At 60.0% G+C, this 20,704-nt stretch carries 19 protein-coding genes; 16 read left to right on the top strand and 3 right to left on the bottom strand.

The features are described 5' to 3' along the window. The first annotated feature begins 127 nt into the window (after positions 1–127). A complete protein-coding gene (locus HMPREF2879_RS07425; RefSeq protein WP_070635160.1) occupies positions 128–1,318 on the top strand; it encodes an L-threonylcarbamoyladenylate synthase in 1,191 nt (396 codons plus the stop codon). Positions 1,319–1,444: 126 nt separating this feature from the next. Here HMPREF2879_RS07425 and HMPREF2879_RS07430 read toward each other — a convergent pair whose 3' ends face one another. Beyond that, positions 1,445–2,446, bottom strand: coding sequence for an NAD-dependent epimerase/dehydratase family protein (locus HMPREF2879_RS07430; protein WP_070635161.1), 1,002 nt, complete (start codon positions 2,444–2,446; stop codon positions 1,445–1,447). Positions 2,447–2,978: 532 nt separating this feature from the next. On the opposite strand from HMPREF2879_RS07430, the gene HMPREF2879_RS07435 reads away from it, so the two are divergent. From HMPREF2879_RS07435 to HMPREF2879_RS07495, 13 genes are all read left to right on the top strand, one after another. Then, positions 2,979–4,955, top strand: coding sequence for a glycosyltransferase (locus HMPREF2879_RS07435; protein ID WP_070635162.1), 1,977 nt, complete (start codon positions 2,979–2,981; stop codon positions 4,953–4,955). Next, on the top strand, positions 4,955–6,913 hold the full coding sequence (locus tag HMPREF2879_RS07440) for a polysaccharide biosynthesis protein (RefSeq protein WP_070635163.1): 1,959 nt from the start codon (positions 4,955–4,957) through the stop codon (positions 6,911–6,913). The genes HMPREF2879_RS07435 and HMPREF2879_RS07440 overlap by 1 nt, the downstream gene beginning before the upstream one ends. Positions 6,914–7,184: 271 nt before the next feature. Beyond that, positions 7,185–8,456 (top strand): MraY family glycosyltransferase, encoded by a 1,272-nt coding sequence (locus tag HMPREF2879_RS07445; protein ID WP_070635164.1) that lies wholly within the window; start codon positions 7,185–7,187, stop codon positions 8,454–8,456. Beyond that, positions 8,456–9,022, top strand: coding sequence for a hypothetical protein (locus tag HMPREF2879_RS07450; protein ID WP_070635165.1), 567 nt, complete (start codon positions 8,456–8,458; stop codon positions 9,020–9,022). Before HMPREF2879_RS07445 ends, HMPREF2879_RS07450 begins: the two co-directional genes overlap by 1 nt. 28 nt (positions 9,023–9,050) lie before the next feature. After that, positions 9,051–9,311 (top strand): hypothetical protein, encoded by a 261-nt coding sequence (locus HMPREF2879_RS07455; RefSeq protein WP_012903763.1) that lies wholly within the window; start codon positions 9,051–9,053, stop codon positions 9,309–9,311. 111 nt (positions 9,312–9,422) lie between these two features. Then, entirely contained in the window at positions 9,423–10,214 is a 792-nt protein-coding gene (atpB, locus tag HMPREF2879_RS07460) for a F0F1 ATP synthase subunit A (protein ID WP_049347485.1), read from the top strand. Between the two features lie 143 nt (positions 10,215–10,357). After that, a complete protein-coding gene (gene atpE, locus HMPREF2879_RS07465) occupies positions 10,358–10,561 on the top strand; it encodes an ATP synthase F0 subunit C (protein WP_005506461.1) in 204 nt (67 codons plus the stop codon). Positions 10,562–10,612: 51 nt separating this feature from the next. Next, positions 10,613–11,170 carry a F0F1 ATP synthase subunit B gene (locus HMPREF2879_RS07470; RefSeq protein WP_049326923.1) on the top strand — a complete coding sequence of 186 codons (558 nt, stop codon included), beginning with the start codon at positions 10,613–10,615 and terminating at the stop codon, positions 11,168–11,170. Further along, a complete protein-coding gene (locus tag HMPREF2879_RS07475) occupies positions 11,170–11,982 on the top strand; it encodes a F0F1 ATP synthase subunit delta (RefSeq protein ID WP_049340656.1) in 813 nt (270 codons plus the stop codon). The genes HMPREF2879_RS07470 and HMPREF2879_RS07475 overlap by 1 nt, the downstream gene beginning before the upstream one ends. Before the next feature lie 187 nt (positions 11,983–12,169). Continuing rightward, positions 12,170–13,795, top strand: a complete 1,626-nt coding sequence (atpA, locus tag HMPREF2879_RS07480; RefSeq protein WP_049340655.1) for a F0F1 ATP synthase subunit alpha — start codon at positions 12,170–12,172, stop codon at positions 13,793–13,795. A 75-nt stretch (positions 13,796–13,870) separates the two neighbouring features. Beyond that, positions 13,871–14,812 (top strand): F0F1 ATP synthase subunit gamma, encoded by a 942-nt coding sequence (locus HMPREF2879_RS07485; protein ID WP_049363885.1) that lies wholly within the window; start codon positions 13,871–13,873, stop codon positions 14,810–14,812. A 56-nt stretch (positions 14,813–14,868) separates the two neighbouring features. After that, positions 14,869–16,332 carry a F0F1 ATP synthase subunit beta gene (atpD, locus tag HMPREF2879_RS07490; protein WP_005507810.1) on the top strand — a complete coding sequence of 488 codons (1,464 nt, stop codon included), beginning with the start codon at positions 14,869–14,871 and terminating at the stop codon, positions 16,330–16,332. A 2-nt stretch (positions 16,333–16,334) separates the two neighbouring features. After that, positions 16,335–16,592 (top strand): F0F1 ATP synthase subunit delta/epsilon, encoded by a 258-nt coding sequence (locus HMPREF2879_RS07495; RefSeq protein ID WP_070635166.1) that lies wholly within the window; start codon positions 16,335–16,337, stop codon positions 16,590–16,592. A 250-nt stretch (positions 16,593–16,842) separates the two neighbouring features. Here HMPREF2879_RS07495 and nucS read toward each other — a convergent pair whose 3' ends face one another. Beyond that, on the bottom strand, positions 16,843–17,556 hold the full coding sequence (gene nucS, locus HMPREF2879_RS07500) for an endonuclease NucS (RefSeq protein ID WP_005506450.1): 714 nt from the start codon (positions 17,554–17,556) through the stop codon (positions 16,843–16,845). A 186-nt stretch (positions 17,557–17,742) separates the two neighbouring features. On the opposite strand from nucS, the gene HMPREF2879_RS09220 reads away from it, so the two are divergent. Together HMPREF2879_RS09220 and HMPREF2879_RS07505 are read left to right on the top strand one after the other, a co-directional pair. Beyond that, the gene (locus tag HMPREF2879_RS09220) at positions 17,743–18,069 is read left to right on the top strand and encodes an ATP/GTP-binding protein (protein WP_083297885.1); all 327 of its coding nucleotides are present in this window, start codon (positions 17,743–17,745) and stop codon (positions 18,067–18,069) included. An 84-nt stretch (positions 18,070–18,153) separates the two neighbouring features. Beyond that, the gene (locus HMPREF2879_RS07505) at positions 18,154–18,972 is read left to right on the top strand and encodes an alpha/beta hydrolase (protein ID WP_070635167.1); all 819 of its coding nucleotides are present in this window, start codon (positions 18,154–18,156) and stop codon (positions 18,970–18,972) included. 181 nt (positions 18,973–19,153) lie between these two features. Here the strand turns inward: HMPREF2879_RS07505 and HMPREF2879_RS07510 are convergent, their stop codons facing one another. Beyond that, the gene (locus HMPREF2879_RS07510) at positions 19,154–20,440 is read right to left on the bottom strand and encodes an AI-2E family transporter (protein WP_070635168.1); all 1,287 of its coding nucleotides are present in this window, start codon (positions 20,438–20,440) and stop codon (positions 19,154–19,156) included. Positions 20,441–20,704 lie beyond the last annotated feature (264 nt).

Genomic DNA, 20,704 nt, shown 5'->3' on the forward strand with positions numbered 1-20,704 from the left:
GCCGTCGCGCATCCTAACCGTCGTATCAGCCGCATCGGCCGCCGACGAGGCGCGACGCGCCGACCCTGTGACGCGCACCCTCCCCGGCTTATCGCCGCAATCCATAAAACGTGAGACAATATAACCCGTGACTGCAAAGCTGTACCCCGTAACGACTGAAACCGAGACCCGCGAGGCGCTGGACGCCGCCCGCGAGGCCCTCAAGGCGCACGACACGATTGTGATGCCCACCGATACCGTCTACGGTATTGCCGCCGATGCCTTCTCGCATCAGGGCGTTGCCAAACTGCTGGCAGATAAGGGCCGCGACCGCACCATGCCGCCGCCCGTACTCATCTTTGATATCGCGGCGCTCGCCGGCGTGGTGGATGACGTTCCGGACGACATCTACGACCTGGGCTACCGTTTCTGGCCCGGCGCGCTGACCGTCATTCTTCACGCCTACCCCTCGCTGAGCTGGGACCTGGGCGAGACCCGAGGCACCGTCGCGGTGCGTGTTCCCGACGACGAGTTTGCCCTGAAGCTGCTGACCGAGCACGGCCCGCTGGCCGTCTCGAGCGCTAACAAGACCGGCCAGGAGGCCGCCGCGACCGCCCAGGCCGCCATGGACTCTCTGGGTGAGGACGTCGCGGTGATTATTGACGGTGGCCCCCGCCCGAAACCCCACGAATCCGAGCCCAACGAGGACGGCGTGGTTGTGGTGACCGAACGCGAGCCGGCTCCCTCGACCATCCTGGACTGCACCTCGTTCCCCTACGTGGTGGTGCGCGAGGGCGCGATTCCCGTTGAGGAGCTCCGCGAGGTGGTCCCCTCGATTCTGACCCGCGCCGAGGCCGACGAACAGGCGGCCCGCAAGGTTGAGGAGGCGCAGGCCTCCTCGCAGAGCGCGTCGAACACCTCGGACGCCTCCCAGCAGGCGCTGGACGAGCAGGAGGGCCTGGACGAAGCATACGAGCAGTGGGACAGCACCCACACGGTGAGCGGCGAACCCGCCCGCCGCGCCGAGGCACCCGCGGCCGGTTCGATTGCCGCCTCCCTGCTGGGCGCTACGAGCGCGCTGGGTTCTGGATTCGGCATCAGCTCGGTGGACCAGGAGCGCTCGCGCGGCTACCGCGACAACACTCCCAAGCCGATTCGCGCGGATGAGCCGCGGGTCCAGCCCGTCCCCGCCGATACTGCCCGAGCCCTGGTCTTTGGCGAGGCACCCGCCGCCCCGAAGACTGAAGCGAAGGCTGAGCAGAAAAAGGCCGAGACTGAAGCCAAGACCGAGGCTGAATCTAAGGCCGAGGCCCCGGAAGCCGCCGAGGATCACCTGTAGGCCCGGCCACGGTTAAAACTCAGGAGTAAAACTTAAGGGAACGCCCGATATATCAGCAGATATATCGGGCGTTCCCTTATGCTATCTCTCGCGCATTAGGCGGTTTTCTCGCCGGGGCGGCGCCACCTAGCTATTGGCGAAGCGGCGGTCTTTCTTCTTACCCAGTGCCGTGTGGGCGGTGCGCAACACCTCGCGCACCCGCGGGGTGGGTAGCAGGTTGTTCTTGCGGGCCCAGGAATCGTCAATACCCTGACCGAACCACATGACCTCGACCTTACGCACGGAACCGGAGAACCTATCGTTCATGAGCTCCGATACCTTGTAGCCGGCCTTGATGGCCGCACGGCAGAACCATTCGGGCAGGTGGTGGGGCTTGCGGCGGCCCGCATCCAGCGACGCGGAGGCGACGGTTGCGCCTTCCCAGGGCTGCAGCACGATGGTGGGCAGCTCGCCGGGGAAGGTTCCGAGCATCACCACGAACTCGGCCAGCGCGTACACGCTGGAGACGGGGGACTTGCCCTGGCCCGCACCGGCCACCGATGCGAAGGGGGAGGAAGCCATCTTGGCAAAGAGTTCGGTCGTGCGGCGGCCGCGACCCTGAACGCTGGTTGCGCGCAGGATGCACAGCTCGGGTGCGCTCTCGGGGTGCTCATCCAGGAAGTAGTCCTGCAGGTCGAGCAGCGCCTCTTCGCCAAGGGTCTTGGAGAACGAGTAGGCGCTGAAGGGGGCGGTCTCCTCGGAGGCATCGAGTACGGGGCGGGGGCCCTGCACAGCGGCGGAGGAGAGATGAATGACGCGGCGCACGCCGGTGCGCTGGGCGGCAATCGCGATGACAGCCGGCAGCAGGGCGTTCGCGCCCATGAGCGGGGGCAGGTCCTGCATATTCGGGGCGGCGAGGCCGGCGGCGTTTACCACGACCTGCGCGCTGGCGAAGGCTTCTGCGAGGGAATCGATGATGCCCTCCAGCTGTTCTGCCTCGTCGATAATGCTGTCTACGTCAAGGGAGCGGGTGGCGAGGCGGGGCGCTTCAATGGGATCGACGCTGATCCCCTCTGCGTTCAGACGCGCAACGATGGCGGAACCAACAAAGCCGCTGGCGCCAATGACTTTCCACCTGGATTCGGACATGTCTTTACCTCTCAAAAGCCCGCGGTCGGTGCGGGGAAAAACAGGGTCATTTCAACTTTCGCATATTTGCACCGGTTATGGTGAATTGTTGGGGCGGTGACCGGTTTTTGGTCGCTTTTTCGCACGACGGGCACAGCTCGGGCACAGGGGAGCCATCGAAAACAGCCTTGAAAACATTGGCTGAACGGCACTTTGCTTCGCTGCGGGCCGTAATACCCGCCCGTAACCTGCGCCTCCACCTAATCCTTAGAGGTTATTCACCCTCTGGCGAAGGGCGAACTATTGCGGGTTCGGTCCCGTCCGATATGCGAAAAAAACAACCGGTTGAGGTTGAATATGCGTCATAATGGGTGCGTTAGTGGGGGAAGATTCACCTCGAGGTGAAGACCCCGGTAAAATGGTCACTTTGGAGAGCTATATCCTCATTCATGAGCGTCGCGGGCACCGCCGAAACACCCGGTCCCCGCGCGGAGAAGGATATACCTCAACGTCGAACGGATAAGGTGCCTCGGCGCCGCGGAGGGAGAACACTATGGCAGAACAGCACAGCGACCGACCCGCGCCTGCCCAGCACCCCGCCGAACATGACGGTCAGCACGAACCCCGCACCGTCGCGGTGGTCGTAACCTACAACCGCCGCGATTTGCTTCCCAAGACCCTGGCGGGCATCGCCTCGGGCCGGATGTGCCCGGTCGCCGTGGTCATCGTCGATAACGCTTCCACCGATGACACCGCCGCATACCTGGACTCCCTGGAGTACGAGCTGCCGGTGGACCGTATTACCCTGCGGCAGAACATGGGCGGCGCCGGCGGTTTCGCGGTGGGCATCGACCGCGCCCTGGAACGCCACAACCCCGACCTTGTATGGGTCATGGATGATGACACCGAGCCGACCGAAAACACCCTTGCCGAGGCCGTTGAAGCGTGGCTCGGCTACTCTGAGGTTCCCGCCGAACGCCCCGCGGTGGTGGCCTCTCGCGTGGTATGGACGAACGGTGAGGACCACCCCATGAACACCCCTCGCACGATGTTTGCGGCGGGGGAGCGGCGTCACGCCCGCGCCCTCGCGGTGGGGGCCCGCCCGATTCGTAGCGCCTCCTTCGTCTCGATTCTCATGGACGCGCAGGCCATCCGCCGTAACGGCGGTTTGCCCATCGCCGAATTCTTCATCTGGAACGACGATTTCGAATTCTCGACCCGCCTGATTCACCACCGCGACGGCATTGCGGTGCCTTCCTCGGTGGCGAAGCACCACACCAAGACCTTCGGCACGACGAACGCTAACCCCGGCCCGCGCTTCTATAACGACGTGCGCAATAAGCTGTGGGTGTTTACGCGCTCGCGTACCCTGAACCCGCTGGAAAAGCTGCTCTACGGTGGTTCTTCGGCCCGCCTGTGGGTCTCCACCCTGCTTCGTACCGACGACCGCCGGACCTACCTGGGGTACTTCCTGAACGGTCTGCGTGACGGCCTGCGCCCGCCCGCCCCGAACCGCCGGGTGCTGGAGGGCATCTACCCGCTGACCTTCCCGGGGCGCTACGGCGTTCCGGCCTCGAACCCCGCGCCGGTCGCGACTGGAAACGCCGGGGCCGCCGGATGCGTGAGCTCCGCCCCCGACTTCTCGGTGCTCATGAGCGTGTACGCGAAGGAGAACCCCGCGTACCTGGAACAGGCGCTGGAATCGAATCTGCTGAACCAGACCCTGCGCCCCTCCGAGCTCGTGCTGGTTCTGGACGGTCCGCTCACCCCCGAGCTGCGCACCGTGGTGGACCGCTGGGTTGCCCGCGCCGAGAACCTGGATTGCCCGCCGATTCAGCTCGTGGAGCTACCGCAGAACGTGGGTTTGGCCGAGGCACTGAACGCGGGTCTGCGGGCCTGCAGCTACGAGCTGGTGGCGCGCGCCGATTCTGACGATATTTCCGAGCCCACCCGCTTCGCAGAGCTGATTCCGGCCCTGGCCGCGGGTGGCTACGCGCTGCTCGGTTCGGCCATGCTCGAGGTCAACGAGAACAACTCGGCGGTCGAGTCGGTTCGCGAGGCCATCGTCGAGCCCGAACGGCTGCTCCGCGCCATGGATTCGCGCAACCCGATATACCACCCCTCGGTGGCATTCCGTAAGAGTGCCGTCCAGACCCTCGGCGGTTACGAGTACGTGCCCGGTGCCGAGGATTGGTGGCTGTGGATGCGCCTGCGCGACGCCGGCTACCGCCTGGGCAACCTGCCCACACCTCTCGTGCGTTACCGCGTGGGCGCCGGCGCCTACACGAAGCGCGGGGGAGTGGACGCCTGGAAGCAGGACTGGGCGATTCAACGCCGACTGTACACGGGCCACGCCATTTCGAAGGCCCGCTGGGCGCAGAACATGGCGGTGCGCAGCGTGTACCGCTTCGTGCCCGAGGCCCTGCGCCGAAATGCTTTCCGCGCGCTGTCCACCGTGGCCGCACGCGCATCCTCTACTCGCTCATCTTCGGACCGTTCTACCGGTGCCGCATCTGAAGGAGGCTTTTAATGGCCCAGCTGAAATCTGACGCCCACGAGGCGGTACGACGTGCTGCTCAGCGCGGCACGCTGATGACGGAGGGCGATTCTGGAGCCGTTCTGGTGAATCGTCTGTACGAGCGCAAGCCGTGGTGGCTGATCGCGCAGGCGCTGATTGACTCGAGCGCCTGGGTTCTTGCAGTGCTGTTCGCGTACATGTTGCGCTATAGCGTGCTACTAAGCAATGGCTCGGTGTTTGACATCATCCACCCCATTTCGCTGACGATTACGGCCGCCGGGGCGGTGCTGCTACAGCTGATTTTCGGCTTGGCGGCAGCCAAGATTTATAACGGCGTGTACTCCTACGGATCTTTTGACGAGTCGTGGCGCGCCGCGGCGGCGGCGCTGAGCACGGGCGTGGTGCTGACCGGTTTCTCCTTTGTGGACGAGCTCCTTGGCCTGCCGCACATTCCGCACAGTGTGCCCGCGATTGCCGCGGCGTTCAGCCTGATTATGATGGCCGGTGCCCGCATGGCCAAGCGCGTCTATACCGAGCGCGGCGCGGTGCGTGAGCTGACGGGCGAACCGGTGATTGTGTACGGCGCCGGTTTCATCGGCGGCATGGTGATGGATTCCATGCTGCACGATGAGGAGGCGAAGCTGCGCCCCGTGGCGGTCTTCGACGATGACCCGCTGAAGGCCGGCACTAAGTTCCACGGTATCCAGGTGATTACGACCTACCGCGAGCTTGAGCGAGCGATTCGCGAATCGGGCACTCACAAGGTGATCGTCACGATTTCCGATATGCCGGAGGACTATTTTGAGGCCTTCTGCGAGCGCATGCGTCGCCTGAAGGTTGAGGTGCAGCGTATCAGCAGTGCGAACGCCCGCCTGATGGGTGAGCGCCTGGTGAACGCGAGCGATAACGACCTGATGCGCGTAATCCGCGGTGAGATTAACTACGATATCGATCGCGATATCCTCCGTTCGTACCTGCACGGCAAGCGCGTTCTGGTGACGGGTGCTGGCGGTTCGATTGGTTCTGAGCTCTGCCGCCAGATTAGCGAATTTGAGCCCGAGACCCTGATGATGCTCGACCACGACGAGACTCTGCTGATGGACACCAAGGTGTCGATTACGCACGAGTCAAGCCTGGACGACGACCGCATCATCCTCGCGGATATTCGCGAGGGCGATACCCTGCTGGAGATTTTCCGGGAGCGCCGCCCCGAGGTGGTGTTCCACGCCGCCGCGCTGAAGCACGTGTCGGCGCTGGAGGCCTACCCGCAGGAGGCCTGGAAGACGAACTCCCTGGGCACCCTGAACGTGCTGCGTGCCGCCGAGGCCGTGGGTGTAAAGACCTTCGTGAACGTCTCGACCGATAAGGCGGCGGACCCGAAGACGGCCCTGGGCCAGTCCAAGCGCGTGGCGGAGCGCCTGACCGCGTACTTTGGCGAGAAAACCGGCAACACCTACGTTTCGGTGCGATTCGGCAATGTGTTTGGTTCGCGCGGCTCGATTAAGCCGCTCTTCACCAAGCAGATTCTCTCTGGCGGCCCGATTACCCTGACCGATAAGCGCGCGACCCGCTACTTCATGCTCATCGCGGATGCCTGCCTGCTCGTGATGCTGGCCGGTGCGATTGGCCGTCCGGGCGAGGTCATGGTGCTGGATATGGGCCAGCCGGTCAAGATCCTGGACGTGGCCAAGGCGATGCGCCAGGCCTACGAACGCTACGACGTTGAAATCAAGGAGATTGGTCTTCGCAAGGGTGAGAAGCTGGATGAGACTCTCTTCGGCGGTACCGAGAAGCTGGTGCCGAGCGAGGAAAACCGGTATATTTCCCGGTCGAGTGCCCCGGCACTTGACCCTGATGAGCTCGATTATAAGCTGTGGATTCAGAACTACCGCGAGCACAGCGGCTATGAGCGTCATGGCCTGGAGCGTGCCCCTGATCCGCGTACTTTGGCGGATGCGCAGACGTTCTAATCTTTACGGAAATGACACCGGATGCTGCACTTGCGTGGCGGGTGCGGTATCCGGTGTTTTCTCTTTCTCGGGGGTATTCTCGGGGGTAGAACGTTTCAGGACGCAGAATACGCAGAGCGTATGGAGAGATTCTGTAACGTTTAGTCCCGGGCTACTGAAGAGTTCTATAGAATACGAAGTAAACACACACACACACTACGCACACATCGTCCCTTAGCTGCAATTCTGGAGCTTGCGTCCAGGGGAGCGGCGCCAATGCCTTGGAGCTGGTATGACCTCCTTTTCTGAGCTGTTGAGCATTTTTGCTCTTGCTTTTGTTTTGGGTGCCCTTTTGCCGTTTGCGGTGCGCCCGATTTTGCACCGCTACAACATGGTGGATGTTCCTAATGAGCGTTCTTCGCATACTGCTCCGACCTACCGCGGTATGGGTTTGGCGACTGCGGCTGCGACCTTTGTGGCGTTTGTGGCGGCTACCCTGTTCGGCTGGACGTACCGTTCTGCTGAGTCTTTGCAGCTGGCGGTGACGATTGCCGCGGCGATTCTGTGTGCTCTTGCCCTGGGCTGGCTTGAGGATATTCGCGGCGTGAGCATTGTGCGTCGTGCGGGCCTGCAGCTGGTGATTGGCGTACTGGTGAGCGTGAGCTTTGCGACGGTGCAGGGCACGAACATTCTGCTGCTGATTCTTGGCGCGATTTTTGTTGCCGGCTACATTAACGTGGCGAATTTTATGGACGGCATTAACGGTATTTCTGGTGCTCACGGTCTGGTGGCTGGTTTGGCGTATGCGCTGACCGGTTGGATGGTGAACCTTCCGTGGCTGGCTTTGGCTGGTGTGGCTGTTGCCGGTGCTTTTGCGGCGTTCCTGCCGTGGAATGTGCGCCCTGGTAAGAACGTGTTTTTGGGCGATGCGGGTTCTTATGTTTTGGGCGCGGCGCTGGGCACGTTGGCTGTGGGCGCGTGGTTTGCGGATGTTCCGTTCCTGTTGGCTTTTGCTCCGCTGATGACGTATCTGGCGGACGCGGGTACGACTCTGTTCCGTCGTTTTATGGCGGGGGAGCAGTGGTACAAGCCGCACCGTACTCACACTTATCAGCGTCTGACGGATGTTGGTTTCAGCCACCTTGGTTCGACCGCCGTGGTGACCGGTACGACCATTCTGGTGTGGGTGCTGCTGGCGTTTGCCTCTGATTTGTTTGCTTCGGGCGCCGTGCTGGCGGCTGTTGGTGTGGTTCTTGTGGCTCTTGCCGTGCTGGTGGTGTATCTGCGTATGCCTCAGCTCTTCGGCGGTGAGGCTCCTACGTCTACGATTGACCTGTCGAAGCGCTTTGCTTCTGCACCTAAGGAGAAGAAGACTATTTCGGAGCCTGCTACCGGCTCTTTGACCTCGGCAACTGGTGTTCCTGCGACTCCTGAGAATGTGGAGCCGACCTCGCTGCATCCGGAGCCGATCATGCCGGATTCCGTGAAAGACCGTGCGGGTCAGCCTTCTTCTGCTTCCTCTTCTTCGACGCAGTCTAATCAGAATCGTGGGGAGAAACACTAATGGCTTCTGAGCAGACTAAATCTCAGGTTCCTGTTGAGCCTGTTTGGAGGCGCGTGGTGGACGTTCTGTGGTATCCGCCGGCGGAGCGCAAGAAGCAGCAGAAACGCCGCCGAGAGCGTGCTCAAGCAGGTTTGAAGGCCTCTTCTTTCGAGAGCGAGGAGCTTTCCTGGAAATTTTTGTTCTACAGGGTATCGGCTTACTCTCTGCTGGCTTGGTTGGGCGGTATGATGAGTGCGTACCTGTTTGCGGGCCCCGTGGGCGCGCTAGGAATAACATTGGGCTTTCTGATAATCTATATATGCTTCACTCTGGGCGTATTAGTTATGTTGGTTGCTCCCATTTTCGACTGGGGTGTACCCAAATCGCTGGTGGTGAGCTACCTCGTGAAGATTGCCCTACTCGGTCTGGTATTGATGTTTGTGCCATTCCCCCAGAATCTGAGGCACGGTTGGACTCTCGCAGGCGCATGTACCGGCGTGATTCTGTGGATTGTTATTGAAACAGTCAGCATCGCACGACTGAGAATTCTATACTTCGACACCGATCTGGAAGACCATGGTCGGTAACGCGATTGGTGTTTGAAAGGAAATACGTTTGGCCGAAGAGAAGAAGTGGTGGGACGGAGATAAAAAGCTCCGCACTACCGGAGAATTGGTGTCTGACGGAGGGCTCTCCGGTGCAGTCATGTCGATTCTCTATCTGATCATCGGTATAGCAGTGTGGGGCGGCATCGGTTACCTCGGTGACCTGGTCTTCTCCACCACCTGGCTGGTGTGGGTTGGTGTCTTGATTGGCGCTATCGGAGGTTTGACCCTCGTCTTTACCCATATGACCAGGCAGAATAAAGACCGCTAGGTCATTGAACGCGGACCGCTAGGTCACACATTCATCCATGTAGTTAGCATGTCAGTCGTTTATAGGCAGACATGGGCTCTTGAAGCCACTAGTAGCAAGAAAGGACTTGCTTTGATCGAGAACGGGTTGATCCTCGCGGAAGCCTATGTGCCGCCGACCCCCGAAGACATGCATCTGCCACCCTTCTTCACCATTGGTGATTTCGCTTTCGGTAAGCAGAACGTACTGATTCTGCTGTCCGTGGTGATTATCGCGGTCTTCTTCCTCACCGCAGCACGTAAGCGCGCCATGGTTCCCGGCAAGACTCAGTTCATCGCTGAGTCCGGCTACATGTTTGCTCGTAACTCCCTCGGTAAGGAAACCCTGGGCGTACAGCACTACAAGCCGTTCGTGCCGATTCTGTTCGCCTCCTTCTTCTTCGTTCTGGTGAACAACCTCTACGGTTCGATTCCGTTTGTTCAGTTGCCCACCTTCTCGCACCCCGGTAGCGCCTACGCACTGGCTGGCGTAGCGTACCTGACCTGGGTTGGCGTTGGTATCAAGCGCAAGGGCCTGGGCGGCTTCTTCAAGGACATCACCATGCCCTCGGGTCTGCCGGTGTGGATTTACCCCATCCTGATCCCGATCGAGTTCTTCTCGAACCTGCTGATTCGTCCCGCAACTCACGCGCTACGTCTCTTCGCGACCATGTTCGGTGGTCACCTGGCGCTGATGGTTGCATCCAGCATGGTGACCTACATGGTTGAGACTCTGGGTGGTATCGGCTACCTGGCTGCTATTGCTCCCGGTGCTCTGGGCCTGTTCCTGTACTTCCTGGAATTCATGATTCAGTGCATCCAGGCTTATGTGTTCGCTCTGCTGCTGGCTGTGTACCTGCAGGGCTCGGTTTCCGAGGGACACTAAACTCTCTAGTTTTTTAGGTTTTCGCGTTCGTCATTGGGCGTGAATAAAGCAACCCACACGTTCACTGTGCGGGCTATTAACTCAAATCAAACTCTGTTCGGTCCGGGTATGTTCCCGGTCGAACACTGTTGAAAGGAAAAATAATGGTTGGTTCCATCACTGCGGTTGGCTACGGTCTGGCAGCTATTGGCGGCGGCATCGGCGTGGGTCTGATCTTCGCGGCATACATGACCAGCGTTGCTCGTCAGCCCGAGTCCCAGAAGACCCTGCAGCCCATGCTGTTCCTGGGCTTCGCACTGGTCGAGGCGCTGGCAATTCTGGGCCTGGTTCTCGTCTTCATCAAGTAACCGGCTCTGCCACATCCTAAACGACCCATCCCATAGAACAGGATTCCCTCCATGATTTATCTGGCAAGCGAAGGGGGAGCGGAGGCAACTTCGAACCCCCTGATTCCCGACGTCGGGGAAATTGTCATTACCCTCATCGGATTCCTGATCCTCTACTACATCGTTGCTAAGTACGTTGTCCCGGCGTTCGAGAAGATCTACCAGGACCGTAAGGAAGCAATCGAAGGTGGCCTTGCCAAGGCCGAGAAGGCACAGGCAGAGGCTGCAGCGGCTCGCGATGAGTACACCCAGCAGCTCGAAAGCGCTCGACTGGAGGCTCAGAAGATTCGTGAAGAGGCACGCGCAGAGGGCGAGGCAATCATTGCCGATGCTCGCGAGCGTGCAACCGCTGAGGCTCAGCGCATTAGCGATAATGCAGCAAAGGCTATCGAGGCAGAGCGTGCGGCAGCAGCAGTGTCCCTCCGTTCCGAGGTTGGCACTCTTGCTACGACCCTTGCCGGCAAGATTGTGGGCGAAGCCCTCAACGATGATGAGCGATCGGCCCGTGTGGTAGATCGTTTTCTTGCTGACCTTGAAACCGAGAAGCAGAACGCAGGTGCGGCTCGGTAATGGCAGGAGTATCTACTGAATCACTGAGCAAGGTGGAAGAGGTGCTGGAAGCTCACGCTTCCCTGCAGCCCCTGAACCTGGCGAGCGAGCTTTTCGCTGTGGTTGATGTTCTCGACCACAACGGCACCCTGCGCCGTGCTGTCACCGATTCTTCGCGTGATGCAGCAGCACGTCAGGGTATCGCTAACACCGTCTTCGGCGGCAAGATCTCTTCTCAGGCTATGGCTGTGCTCACCAGTGCGGTGGCTCAGCGCTGGTCCGATGATGCTGATCTGGCGAATGCCCTGGAGCGTGCAGCAGTGCTCGCCGTGACCGCATCGGCTCAGTCTCGCGGTGGCGTGGACGCCCTGGACGAGGTACTCAACGAACTACTCACCTTTGTGCGTACCGTTGATTCCAACGCTCAGGCGCAGGAAGCGCTGTCCGACCATCAGGCAAGCAAAGAAGCAAAGAAGAAGCTCGCCGTGGCGCTCGGTGGCCCCGCCACCACCGCCGAAGGTGTGCTTCTGCTCGAACGAGTTGGCTCCAACCCCCGCGGCCGTCACGCTGCACGGGTAGCCGATGAGTTCGCAGAAATCATCGTCACGCGACAGAACCGTTACATTGCGCGAGTAACTAGCGCGATTGCGCTGTCGCAGGCACAGCTTGAACGTCTCGGTCGCGCGCTCAACGCCGTGTACGGCCGTGAGCTGAAGCTCGACGTTTCGGTGGACCCCGCCGTTCTGGGCGGTCTGCGTGTTCAGGTGGGCGACGAGGTGATCGACGGTACCGTCGAGACCCGCATGTCCGACCTGGCTCGTTCCATCGGCTAGCGGCTCAAGCTAGCGACGCTGAACCGTTCGTCGCAACGGTGATTTAGAAGATACCTCGGGTAGCGGGTGCGTGGCAGATGCCTCCTTCGCAGAAGCGGCGGCATTGCCCGCCCGTTCAACCCGAATTGCAAGTTTCGGTTGGTTCCGTTGACGGAACGCAACCACAATGAGAGAGCAGGGACACAAGATGGCCGAACTGACCATCAATGCCGAAGATGTCCGTAATGCGCTGAACGAGTTTGCAGCGTCTTACGAACCCGGCAATGCAGAACGTGTTGAGGTGGGTCGAGTTGTATCGGCCTCCGACGGTATCGCTCGTGTCGAGGGCCTTCCCTCGGTTATGGCGAATGAGCTGCTTCGTTTCGAAGACGGCACCCTCGGCCTCGCACAGAACCTGGATACCCGCAATATTGGTGTGATCGTCCTGGGTGACTTCACCGGTATTGAAGAGGGCCAGGTCGTACACCGCACCGGTGAGGTCCTCTCGGTGCCCGTTGGCGACGCGTACCTCGGTCGCGTTGTTGACCCCCTGGGTAACCCGATCGATGACCTGGGCCCCATTGAGGCTGAAGGTCGCCGCGCACTGGAGCTGCAGGCTCCCGGCGTGACCCAGCGTAAGTCGGTTCACGAGCCGCTGCAGACCGGTCTGAAGGCAATCGACTCGATGATTCCGATTGGTCGCGGTCAGCGTCAGCTGATCATTGGTGACCGCCAGACCGGTAAGACCGCTATTGCGATCGACACCATTCTGAACCAGAAGGACAACTGGGCTTCGGGTGACCCCAACAAGCAGGTTCGATGCATCTACGTGGCTGTTGGCCAGAAGGCATCCACCATTGCAGCTGTCCGCCACACCCTTGAGACTCGCGGCGCGCTGGAGTACACCACCATCGTGGCATCTCCCGCATCCGACGCAGCAGGCTTCAAGTACCTGGCACCCTACACCGGTTCGGCTATCGGCCAGCACTGGATGTACGGTGGCAAGCACGTCCTCATCATCTTCGACGACCTGTCGAAGCAGGCAGAAGCATACCGCGCTGTGTCCCTGCTGCTGCGCCGCCCGCCGGGACGTGAAGCATACCCCGGTGACGTCTTCTACCTGCACTCCCGCCTGCTGGAGCGTTGCGCTAAGCTCTCTGACGACCTGGGCGCAGGCTCGATGACCGGCTTCCCGATCATTGAGACCAAGGCAAACGACGTTTCCGCCTTCATTCCGACCAACGTCATCTCCATTACTGACGGCCAGATCTTCCTGCAGTCCGACCTGTTCAACGCTAACCAGCGTCCGGCAGTCGACGTCGGTATCTCCGTCTCCCGTGTTGGTGGTGCCGCACAGACCAAGGCTATGAAGAAGGTCTCCGGTACCCTGAAGCTGGAGCTGGCACAGTACCGTGCAATGGAAGCGTTCGCAATGTTCGCATCCGACCTGGACGACGCTACCAAGGCACAGCTGACCCGCGGTTCTCGCCTGACCGAGCTGCTGCGTCAGCCGCAGTACACCCCGTACGCAGTTGAAGAGCAGGTTGTCTCCATTTGGGCTGGTACCTCCGGTCACCTCGACGACATTGAGGTTTCCGACGTGCTGCGCTTCGAGGAAGGCTTCATCGAGTACCTGCGTCACAAGACCTCGGTACTGACCGATATCGCTTCCTCCGGCAAGCTTGAGGATGACACCGTTGCAGCTCTGAAGTCCGCAGTTACTGACTTCAAGCAGGGTTTCAAGTCTGAGGGCAGCAGCCACCTCGTCGACGCAGGTCACGAGGAGCACAAGGCAGCTCGCGATAGCGACATCACTCAGGAAACCATCGGTTAGCGATTAGTCCTCGCCTTCTCCCCGCCTCAGCTATGAGGCTGGGGCGGGGCAGAAAGCAAGGAGAAAGGAAGCTCTATGGGAGCCCAGATTAGGGTTTACCGACAGAAGATTGCTTCGACGTCGTCTATGAAGAAGATCTTCAAGGCGATGGAGATGATCGCGACCTCCCGCATTAACAAGGCTCGTAACGCTGCTCAGGCAGCCGGCCCTTACGCGAACGCTCTGACCCGCGTGGTGACTGCGGTTGCAACTCAGCACGGTATTAAGCACCCGCTGATTCACAAGCCGCACGAGCTCGGAACCTACGAACACCGTCGCTCCGCAATCCTGGTTGTTACCAGTGACCGCGGTCTGGCAGGTTCGTACTCCTCCGCTATCCTGCGTCGTACCGAATCTCTGATTGAGAGGCTGCGCTCTAACGGCCAGGAGGTACAGCTGTACCTGGTTGGCCGTAAGGCAAAGGCTTACTTCGAGTTCCGTGAGCGCCCCTACGCCCGTGCGTGGGAGGGGCACACCGATGCACCTCGTGTTGAAACTGCCGTCGAAATTCGTGACGCGCTGCTCGAAGCCTACGACCTGCCCTTCGAAGAGGGCGGCGTGGACGAACTGCACATCGTATACACCGAGTTCAAGTCGATGGTTGTTCAGGAACCCAAGATCCTGCGCCTGCTGCCCATCCACGTGGGTGACGCAAAGGCTATGGGCGAGGAAATCGTTCCCGACCAGGAACTGACCAAGGCTGAGTACGAGCAGGCGGCATCCTTCGAGTTCGAGCCCTCCGCCGAGGAAGTGCTCAACGCGCTGTTGCCGCGCTACATTGCATCGCGTATCTTCTCCTGCCTCCTGCAGGCAGCAGCAAGTGAGCTGGCATCCCGCCAGCGCGCGATGAAGACCGCAGGTGACAACGCTGAGACGCTGATTACCAAGTACACCCGTTTGATGAACAACGCACGTCAGGCGGAAATTACTCAGGAGCTCTCCGAAATCGTGGGCGGCGCAGACGCCCTCGGCTCCTAGTACTTGTACGCCAACGAAGCCATCAACTGTCCAAACTTTCTAAGTAAGTGAGAAATATGACTGCCACCTACAACGAATCGGTCTCCGCACCGACTCAGGGCGCAACGGGTCGTATTGCCCGCGTCATCGGCCCCGTGGTCGACGTCGAGTTCCCCGCCGGTCAGGTCCCCGAGATTTACAACGCTCTGACCACCGAGCTGACCCTCGACGGTCGCACCCGCACCATCACCTTCGAGACCGCACAGCACCTGGGCGACTCGATCGTTCGCGCTATCTCCCTGCAGCAGACTGACGGCCTGGTCCGCGGTCAGGCTGTAGTCGACACCGGCGCACCGATCTCCGTCCCCGTTGGTGACGGCGTGAAGGGCCACATTTTCAACGTTCTTGGTGACGCACTCGACGTGCCGAACTCCGAGATTAAGGCTGACACCTACTGGCCGATTCACCGTGCCGCTCCCGGCTTCGCAGAGCTGGAAGGCTCCACCGAAATGCTGGAGACCGGTATTAAGTCCATCGACCTTCTGACCCCCTACATCAAGGGCGGTAAGATCGGTCTGTTCGGTGGTGCAGGCGTGGGTAAGACCGTGCTGATCCAGGAAATGATTACCCGTGTGGCTCGTAACTTCGGTGGTACCTCCGTGTTCACCGGTGTTGGCGAGCGTACCCGTGAGGGTAACGACCTGTGGGTCGAAATGGAAGAAGCAGGCGTTCTGAAGGACACCGCTCTTGTGTTCGGCCAGATGGATGAGCCCCCGGGAACCCGTCTGCGCGTGGCACTGACCGGTCTGACCATGGCGGAGTACTTCCGCGATGTTCAGAACCAGGACGTGCTGCTGTTCATCGACAACATCTTCCGTTTCACTCAGGCAGGTTCTGAGGTTTCCACCCTGCTGGGCCGCATGCCCTCCGCAGTGGGTTACCAGCCGAACCTGGCGGACGAAATGGGTCTGCTGCAGGAGCGTATTACCTCCACCCGTGGTCACTCCATCACCTCCATGCAGGCAATTTACGTGCCTGCGGATGACTACACCGACCCGGCGCCGGCAACCACCTTCGCGCACCTGGATGCGACCACCGAGCTCTCTCGTGAAATCGCATCGCGCGGTCTGTACCCGGCAATTGACCCGCTGTCCTCCACCTCCCGAATTCTGGACGCACAGTACATCGGTCAGGAGCACTACGACACCGCAATTCGCGTGAAGGCTATTCTGCAGGAAAACAAGGAACTGCAGGACATCATCGCGATTCTGGGTGTGGACGAGCTCTCCGAGGAGCAGAAGATCGTCGTGGCACGTGCACGTCGTATCGAGCAGTTCCTCTCCCAGAACACCTACACTGCAAAGCAGTTCACCGGTGTCGAGGGTTCGACCGTTCCGCTGAAGGACACCATCGAGTCCTTCCAGATGATCTGCAACGGCGATGTCGACCACATCCCCGAGCAGGCGTTCTACAACATTGGTGGTATGGACGACGTTATGCGCCGCTACGAGGAAATCAAGGCACAGACTGGAGCTAAGTAATCATGGCTCTGAAAGTTGAAGTTGTTTCCCGCGAACGCGTCGTGTGGACTGGCGAAGCGAAGTACGTTCGTGCACGCTCCGTCAGCGGTGACCTCGGCATCCTGCCGGGTATGATCCCCACCTGCACGCTGCTGGCACAGGACGGCGAGCTGCTCATTGAACCCGTTGATGGTGAGCCCATTAAGACCATCCTCAACGCAGGTTTCTTGACCGTCTCGAACGATCACGTGACCATCGTTGCAAAGCACGCAGAGATCTAAAGCCGGTTCCCCGTAAGGGGAATTGACCACTGTGTACACCTCGCCGGTGTTCCTCCCCGAATAGGGAGGGGCACCGGCGATTGGTGTATCTGGGGTAGAGCATGTGCCCAGAAAGAGCGCGCGTGCAGAACGACAGTGTGCATAGAAAGATAATGCGCACAGAAAAGGGGCGCTTCCCACAAAGTATGGGAAGCGCCCCTTAATCTATGTGCAGCCGCCTAGCTAGAGCAGCTTAGAACAGGCCGGTCAGCTAGAACAGGCGGTCAGCCGAATCGTCCACGCCGCGCATCGCGTCGTAGTCCAGGCTCACGCAGCGGATACCGCGGTCCTCAGCCAGGGTACGAGCCTGCGGCTTAATCGTCTGCGCCGCAAACACGCCGCGCACCGGTGCCAGCAGCGGGTCACGGTTGAGCAGCTCCAGGTAACGGGTCAGCTGCTCCACACCGTCAATATCGCCCACACGCTTGAGCTCGACCGCCACGGAGACGCCGTGCGCATCCTTCGCCATGATGTCGACCGGACCGATAGCGGTCGGGTACTCGCGGCGTACCAACGAATAGCCCTCACCGAGAGTGTGGATCTGCTCGGCGAGCAGACGCTGCAGGTCAGCTTCCACACCGTCCTTGATGAGGCCGGGGTCAACACCCAGGTCGGTGGCGTGCTCGTGCTCAATCTTGTAGATACGAATCATGAGGCGATCATCGCTCTTAGCTGCCTGAACGGTCCACAGCTGCTGAACATCGGACTCCAGGTCCTCACGGATGCTCTGCGGAACGTCCTCACGCTCAGCCACCAGCAGGGAGCAGGGAGGGCTCATCCAGTTCAGGGGCTTGTAGGAACCGCCGTCGGAGTGAATGAGGACGGAGCCGTCATTCTTGACCATCAGCAGGCGGGTAGCGCGGGGCAGGTGGGCGCGGAGGCGGCCCTCATAATCTACGGAGCATTCAGCAATGACAATACGCATCCGTCCACTCTAGCAGGTACGAGTGTTTGGCTCTAGCAGGTGAGGGTATGAGCTAGGGAACCCGTGCTTGGTACAGGTTGGGTTACAGAGCGGGGGAGTACCGCCTCAGAATGAGGAAGAGCGCAGAGCGAACAGCGGCAGGGCTGGTAGGTAGAGATAGTTGAGTGGCGCGGTAGAATAGGGCTCATGGCACGTAAGAATCATCCCGGCAGGCGAGCATCCGGCACCACCAGCGATAAGTGGCACCGTCAAGCACCCGCAGGGCGTGATATCAGCAGGATTCTCGACCCAGCGCCCCGACTGGAACGTGACCGATACGGTGACTGGCTGGTGCAATACATTGCAGCCGTCAACGCCCAAAAAACCTACACCTGCCCCGAATGCTACCGCCCGATTCCGCCCAGAACAGCGCATCTGGTGGTGTGGCAAGAAAGCCACACGATGGGCCGTAGCCGCGCCATTGACGAGCGCAGGCACTGGCATCAGCATTGCTGGCGCACCCGCCGTAAATAGGCTGAACACTGCACTTGAGGTGCAGCCTAAGACTACATTCTTGACCAAAACCACATTCTCGAATCCATTTCTTGAAGGAACGCAATGAGCAACACCGCCGATATCACCCGCGAGCAGGAATTCGATCCCGCCCGCTACGTCTTCAGCACCGCCGCTGAGCCCACCCCCATTAAGGCACGTACTGTGCTTCCGGCACGCCGCGAGAACTTCACCGTCACCACCGCGGACGGCAAGCGCCTCGTCGGTGAACTCGCCCTGCCCGAAGGCGAAGTCAAGGCAACCCTGGTGACCTTCCACCCGCTACCCACCCACGGCGGCTACATGGACTCGCACGTGTACAAGAAGGCGTCCTTCCGCCTGCCGGCGCTGTCGAACATTGCGGTGCTGCGTTTCAACACTCGCGGCACCTCCTCGATTCGCGGCACCAGCGAAGGCGTCTTTGACGGCGGCTTTGCCGAGAAGAAGGACTTCGACGCAATCCTGAAGTTCGTACGCGAGCGCGCCCTGCCGAACCCCTGGCTGGTCGGCTGGTCCTTCGGCACCGAGCTGGTGCTCAAGTACGCGCCCGAATACGCGGACGAGTTCACCGGCGCTATTCTGCTCTCTCCGCCGCTGCACCGTGTGCACCCGGCTGAGCTGGACGAGTGGAATAAGATCTCGAACCCGCTGTACGCGCTGGTGCCCGAGCACGACGACTACCTGCAGCCTCCGGCGGCGTGTGAGCGTTTCGCGGCTGTACCGCGTACTCGGGTAATTCCCTTCGAGGGTTGCAAGCACCTGTGGGTGGGCGAGAAGTCCGTGCAGCAGGTCCTGAACACTATTGTCAGCATCGTAACCGGTGTGCCCACTGAACTGCCCACCGAGTACAACGGCCCGGTGGCAGAAGAAATTACTGAGCTCTAAAGGTTTGGCATAAAAACACAGCGTAAAAACACTGCATAAAAATATCAAGGCGGCGGCTTTGGATAGAACATCCAAAGCCGCCGCCTTATGTCTTAAACGCCTGCTCGGTGGAAGAGCCGTGAGCGCGTAGAGAACCTAGAGGGGACTCTACAGCTGGGAGGCGACTACAACTGGGCGGTGACTATAGTTGGTCCTGGCGAGGAATGAACACCTCACGCACCAGAATCAGCATGGAAGCCGCCACCGGAATAGCAATCAGCGCGCCCAGCACGCCCCATAGCGCGCCACCGGCAGCCACCGAAATAATCGCAACACCGGCAGGGACCGACACAGCGCGAGCCATAATACGCGGAGAAATCAGGTACGCCTCCACCTGCAAGTACAGGAAGTACGCCACCGCAAACCACAGCGCCAGACTCCAACCCTGAGTCAGCAGAATCAGCGAGGTCAAAATCAGCGCAATCACGCCACCAACCAGCGGAATGAACGCCAGAATCATAACGACCAAAGCCATCAACTGCGGGAAGCTAAAGCCCAAGAACAACATTATGAAGAATGCGAAGAGGGCGTTCAGAATGGCTACCATCGCCTGGCCCATCACGTAGTTACCCACCGACTCAGTAATCTTGTCGGTAATGTACTTGACACGCACACGCTTAGACGCCGGCGCCAAACGCACACCCCACGCCTTGATGGTGTCCATCGAGGTGAGGAAGTATAGAGACAGGAACAGCACAATAATCACGCCGGTCACGCTCTGCGCCAAAGTAGACCCAGCAGAAACCAAGCTCGACATGAAGCTATTGACCTGTGAAGAGGAGAACGTTGACTCCAAGAACTTAGGGACGTTCTCATTCACCCAGGTGCTGATGTTAAAACGCTGATCAAGCTCGTGGTACCAATCAGAATCAATTGTGTTCTGATAGATACCCGGCGCGTACTGCACAAACTTAGATGCCTGCTCGCTAATAATTGGGCCAATGGTCATGACCAGACCGGTCACAGCGCCAGCAAAACCAGCAAGCACAGCAATCACGCCGATACCGCGCTTAATGCCCCAAGACTCCAGGCGGCGCACAATCGGGTCTAGACCCAGAGCAATGAAAATAGCACCGGTCACCCAACCCACCAGGGCACCCACATTGTTGAAAATGTAGTAGGCGAAGAGCGCCAGACCCACGCCCACGGTCATGAGGAAACCAAAAGCGACCGGGTTGTGCATCATGGATGCCTTGCCGTTGCCGACCACCTTCGGTGCGGGAGGCGCATCCTCAGAAGCGGCGGGAACCACCGGAATGGTATCCGTAGGAGGCATAGAAGCGCGGCGGCGGTTGGAACGCACCTGGCTAATGCTTTCGGTCAGCTCGCTGAAGGTCTCCGTTAGCTGATCGGTGAGGGATTCCTTCTTGCGCGTCTCGGGGGACGATGTCGTCTCTGCGGGAGCTTCTGAGGCTTTCTTCTCGCTCATGCTCTTCCTTTCCGAATCATTCCGGGTATTTTTTCTCTACTGTGCCATTCTACCGGCTGGTTTACTTTGTTACGGCGTCCACGGTGAATCCCAAGGACAGGGGAGTGCATGTGGGAGAGATATTTGCGGGACGGATCGGGCAATAGCCCAAACGCTATCCCCGGCATGAGCTCAGAGCGTAGGCGACAGAGAACGGGCGCTCGCAACGGTGCGTTGTGGGGATAATAGAGGAAGGAACGCGTGAAGGATTTAGCCCGCACGCAA

Source organism: Rothia sp. HMSC069C04, assembly GCF_001812895.1.
In the GTDB taxonomy this organism is placed as follows: Bacteria; Actinomycetota; Actinomycetes; order Actinomycetales; family Micrococcaceae; genus Rothia.

Excerpts from the sequence above, each read along its gene's own strand:
- HMPREF2879_RS07430 (WP_070635161.1), bottom strand. The coding sequence starts at position 2,446 with ATGTCCGAATCCAGGTGGAAAGTCATTGGCGCCAGCGGCTTTGTTGGT.
- nucS (WP_005506450.1), bottom strand. The coding sequence starts at position 17,556 with ATGCGTATTGTCATTGCTGAATGCTCCGTAGATTATGAGGGCCGCCTC.
- HMPREF2879_RS07485 (WP_049363885.1), top strand. The coding sequence starts at position 13,871 with ATGGGAGCCCAGATTAGGGTTTACCGACAGAAGATTGCTTCGACGTCG.
- HMPREF2879_RS09220 (WP_083297885.1), top strand. The coding sequence starts at position 17,743 with ATGGCACGTAAGAATCATCCCGGCAGGCGAGCATCCGGCACCACCAGC.
- HMPREF2879_RS07440 (WP_070635163.1), top strand. The coding sequence starts at position 4,955 with ATGGCCCAGCTGAAATCTGACGCCCACGAGGCGGTACGACGTGCTGCT.
- atpA (WP_049340655.1), top strand. The coding sequence starts at position 12,170 with ATGGCCGAACTGACCATCAATGCCGAAGATGTCCGTAATGCGCTGAAC.
- atpD (WP_005507810.1), top strand. The coding sequence starts at position 14,869 with ATGACTGCCACCTACAACGAATCGGTCTCCGCACCGACTCAGGGCGCA.
- HMPREF2879_RS07445 (WP_070635164.1), top strand. The coding sequence starts at position 7,185 with ATGACCTCCTTTTCTGAGCTGTTGAGCATTTTTGCTCTTGCTTTTGTT.
- HMPREF2879_RS07470 (WP_049326923.1), top strand. The coding sequence starts at position 10,613 with ATGATTTATCTGGCAAGCGAAGGGGGAGCGGAGGCAACTTCGAACCCC.
- HMPREF2879_RS07510 (WP_070635168.1), bottom strand. The coding sequence starts at position 20,440 with ATGAGCGAGAAGAAAGCCTCAGAAGCTCCCGCAGAGACGACATCGTCC.
- atpE (WP_005506461.1), top strand. The coding sequence starts at position 10,358 with ATGGTTGGTTCCATCACTGCGGTTGGCTACGGTCTGGCAGCTATTGGC.
- HMPREF2879_RS07475 (WP_049340656.1), top strand. The coding sequence starts at position 11,170 with ATGGCAGGAGTATCTACTGAATCACTGAGCAAGGTGGAAGAGGTGCTG.
- HMPREF2879_RS07435 (WP_070635162.1), top strand. The coding sequence starts at position 2,979 with ATGGCAGAACAGCACAGCGACCGACCCGCGCCTGCCCAGCACCCCGCC.
- HMPREF2879_RS07450 (WP_070635165.1), top strand. The coding sequence starts at position 8,456 with ATGGCTTCTGAGCAGACTAAATCTCAGGTTCCTGTTGAGCCTGTTTGG.
- HMPREF2879_RS07505 (WP_070635167.1), top strand. The coding sequence starts at position 18,154 with ATGAGCAACACCGCCGATATCACCCGCGAGCAGGAATTCGATCCCGCC.
- HMPREF2879_RS07495 (WP_070635166.1), top strand. The coding sequence starts at position 16,335 with ATGGCTCTGAAAGTTGAAGTTGTTTCCCGCGAACGCGTCGTGTGGACT.